Raw genomic sequence first — 3,550 nt, forward strand, 5'->3', positions numbered from 1 at the left:
GACGGCACGCGACCATTTGCAGTCGCAGCGGCGCACTATCTTTTTGTTTGAGCACCGGATCAATCCGAAAAAAGCGCTGCGTACGCTTCGATCCGATGCTCCAAGCAGGTTCCGCAAAAGTGTTCCGCGGTTTTGCGACAAGAACCTGCGACAAACAACGAAATCAGGCAGACGGCGCGTTGGCGAAGCCCGCGACGTCTGCTTGGGGGGTCAAGCCCCGGTGATCAATTTCCCGGCCTTGGATATCCACGATCCGGCATTTTCGCGCGGTGCAAGCCCATTGCTTTGCAACAGCTTGTAGGAATCCTTGTACCACGAGCTGTCGGGATAGTTGGTGCCGAGCACGGCGGCGGCCGTCTGCGCCTCCGAAGTCAGACCCATCGCGTAATAGCTTTCGGTCAGGCGGGCGAGCGCCTCCTCGACATGGCGCGTGTTGGAATAATTCTCGACCACGGTGCGGAAGCGCTTGACGGCGGCGATGTATTCCCGGCGCTCGAGATAGTAGCGGCCGATCTGCATTTCCTTGCCGGCCAACTGATCGTTGGCGAAGCGGATCTTTTCCTTGGCGTCGTCGACATATTCCGATGTCGGCCAGCGCGTCACCAGATCCTGCATTGTCTGAACGGTTTGGCGCGCTTCCTTCTGGTCCTGCGTCACGTCCTTGATCTGGCGGTAATAGCTCAAGCCGATGATGTACTGCGCATAGGCGGCGTCATCGGTCGATGGATAGAGCGTGAGGTAGCGCTTGGCCGAGCCGATCGCCTCGTCGTAATTGCCCTGGCGATAATCGGCGAAAGCGCCCATCACCATCGATTTGCGAGCCCATTCCGAATAGGGGTGCTGGCGGTCGACGGCGTCGAACTTGCGGCTCGCCTCCTGCAGGCGTCCGGCATTGAGATTGGCAAGGCCCTGATTGTAGAGAACATCGGCCGGTTCGGTCTGGTCGACATAGGTCGACAGGTCGATATCTTTCTCCGACGACATGCAGGCCGACAGGAAGAGCGATGGAACAACTACTGAAAGCGCCAGGAAAACGGCCCTCTGCGGTGCTTTCAATTGACCAACTCGCTTGAAGAACATGATTGGATCTCGCCCTTTCGGCGCTATTTCAATGCCAGTTGCATGCCATTGTTTCAAAACTGGTCCCCACTTTTGAACGACATGCACTAATCGACGGCAGCAGCCATAAACCATAACCGCCTTGCCCGGCAACGCTATCTCCGGCCAATCGCACATTTTTGTGGCGGCCGGACGCAGCTTGGACATCAATGCAATTTCACTGGCGGGTGGTGCATTCCTGCAACACGCGCAATTCCCCATGGAACCCGAAAAACCTGGGAAAATCAGATCATCCAGGGCGCGTAGAGCGGCGCGTTGACGGCGTTCATCTCGGCGCTGCGGCCACGCTCCCGGCGCGTCGTCTCGACGATCTCGAACGCCGTGCGATCCGACAGCAGGCGGCGCAGGGCCGCGGCATTCATCCTGTGGCCGCCGCGATAGGAGCGGAAGCAGCCGATGAAACGGGCGCCGGCCAGCGCCAGGTCGCCCATGGCGTCCAGCGTTTTATGGCGCACGAATTCGTTGGGATAGCGCAGGCCGCCCATGTTGATGACGCGGTTGTCGTCGCCGATCACCAGCGAATTCTCCAGCGAGGAGCCGAGCGCATAGCCTGCAGCCCACAGCCGCTCGACATCCTTCATGAAGCCGAAGGTGCGGGCGCGCGCGATGTCGCGACGGAAAATATCGGCATTGAGGTCGGAGGCAAACAGCTGACGGCCGATCGCCGGGCTTTCGAAGTCGATCTCGATCTCGAAACGGGTTCCGTCATAGGGCCGAAACTCCGCCCACGAGGCGCCGTTCTCGATGCGGACCGGCTTGATGACCCTGATATAGCGGCGCTTGACCGAAAGCGTCTCGATGCCCGCCTGGTCGATGGCTTCGACGAACGCCATGGCGCTGCCATCGAAGATCGGAACCTCGGAACCGTCGATCTCGACAGCGACATTGTCGATGCCGAGCCCAAACAGCGCCGCCATGATGTGCTCGACCGTGGCGATATGCTCGCCGGCGGGATCACCAAGCATGGTGCACAGGTCGGTGGCGCCGACTTCCGAAACCAGGGCACGAAACTCGCGGCCCTGCTCGGCACCGTTGAAAAGCTGGAAAACGATGCCGGTGTCGGCATCCGCCGGCATGAAGCTGATGGACACTTCCTTGCCGCTGTGGACGCCGGTGCCGGTAAGCGACGCGCGCGTCTTCAATGTCGTCTGATAGTCGTGCAAGACAATCCCCATAAGCCCGTAATGCCTAGGTCCGCTTCTCCAGCCCGAGGGCGCGGCTCTTGTGTGAATCGGTTGGCAGGGCGACTTCCCCCGAAATCCCGGCAAACCGATGATGGTAGGCAGCGAAGATAATGTCCCGTCAGGGAGACTCCAAATCACGGTTTCTTACTCTGTGTAACCGCGAACTGGAATGGGTGCGACTTTGTAAGTTATTGAAATCACATCATTTAAAACGTTAACAGGCAAGCGATTCCTCGCTTGCCTGTTAACAAATGTTACAGTCCGTTTACCAATCAGTTGGCCTGGCGGCGCAGGAACGCCGGAATCTCCAGCTGATCGTCTTCCTGAGTCGTCCTCACCTGCGGCGTCAGGCGGCCCTGATCGTCGAGTTGGCCACGGCGCGGCGCATAGAGCTGCGCATCCTGGCTGGCGAGGCGGCGCACTTCGGGCGCCGCCTGGCGCAGCTTGGGCTCACGCGGCTGCGCCGGCTGCAGCCTTGCGGGTTCTTCCTCGCGGCGGGTCAGTCCGTTGGTCAGGCGCTTCAGCAGGCCCATCGGTCCGCTGTTGTTCTCGTGGTCCACCGGGCGGCTCTTGGCATCCACCTCGGCCTTGACGACCGGCGGAAAGTCCTCGACGCGCGGCATACGCTGAGGTGCCATGGCAACAGGCTGCGGGGCTTCGCGCAGCATCTCGCGCGGCTGCGGGGCCGGCTGCATCTGCTGGACCACCGGCTGCGGCATCGGCTGTGCTGGCGGCGCCTGGAAGATCTTGCTCTGTGGGCGGAAATCTTCTGCGTGAGCGACAGGAGCCGGGCGCGCCTGCGCCATCGCCGCGGCATTGGCTTCGGCCAGTTGGATGGCTTCGGCGACAGGGTCGACAGCGCGTGGCTCGTAGGCCGCCTGCTGAACAGGCGCCGGGCGAGCCTCCGCGATCTGAGCCGCCGGGCGGCTGACCGGCTTCGGAGGCGCCGTGCGGATCGAGATCGGCGCAGCGGCGATTTCAGCCGCCGATTTGTCGATGCCGGTGGCAACCACCGAGACGCGGATGACGCCTTCGAGTTCCTCGTCGAAAGTGGCGCCCAGGATGATGTTGGCGTCCTGGTCGACTTCCTCGCGGATACGGGTCGCCGCTTCGTCGACTTCGAACAGCGTCAGGTCGCGGCCGCCCGTGATCGAGATCAGCAGGCCCTTGGCGCCCTTCATCGAGGTTTCGTCGAGCAGCGGGTTGGCGATCGCCGCTTCGGCGGCGGCCATCGCGCGGCCCTCGCC

Annotated in this window: 2 protein-coding genes and 1 pseudogene; all 3 read right to left on the minus strand. The window is 61.8% G+C overall.

What is annotated here, in order from left to right; genetic code table 11:
- Nucleotides 1-210: 210 nt before the first annotated feature.
- Nucleotides 211-1,080, minus strand: a complete 870-nt coding sequence (locus EN884_RS29725) for an outer membrane protein assembly factor BamD (protein ID WP_063168306.1) — start codon at nucleotides 1,078-1,080, stop codon at nucleotides 211-213.
- A 263-nt stretch (nucleotides 1,081-1,343) separates the two neighbouring features.
- Nucleotides 1,344-2,294 carry a UDP-3-O-acyl-N-acetylglucosamine deacetylase gene (gene lpxC, locus EN884_RS29730; RefSeq protein ID WP_013530964.1) on the minus strand — a complete coding sequence of 317 codons (951 nt, stop codon included), beginning with the start codon at nucleotides 2,292-2,294 and terminating at the stop codon, nucleotides 1,344-1,346.
- Between the two features lie 281 nt (nucleotides 2,295-2,575).
- Nucleotides 2,576-3,550, minus strand: a pseudogene (locus tag EN884_RS29735) (cell division protein FtsZ); the annotation flags it as partial.

This window comes from Mesorhizobium sp. M7A.F.Ca.AU.001.01.1.1 (assembly GCF_004022735.1).
GTDB classification, from domain to species: Bacteria; Pseudomonadota; Alphaproteobacteria; order Rhizobiales; family Rhizobiaceae; genus Mesorhizobium; species Mesorhizobium ciceri.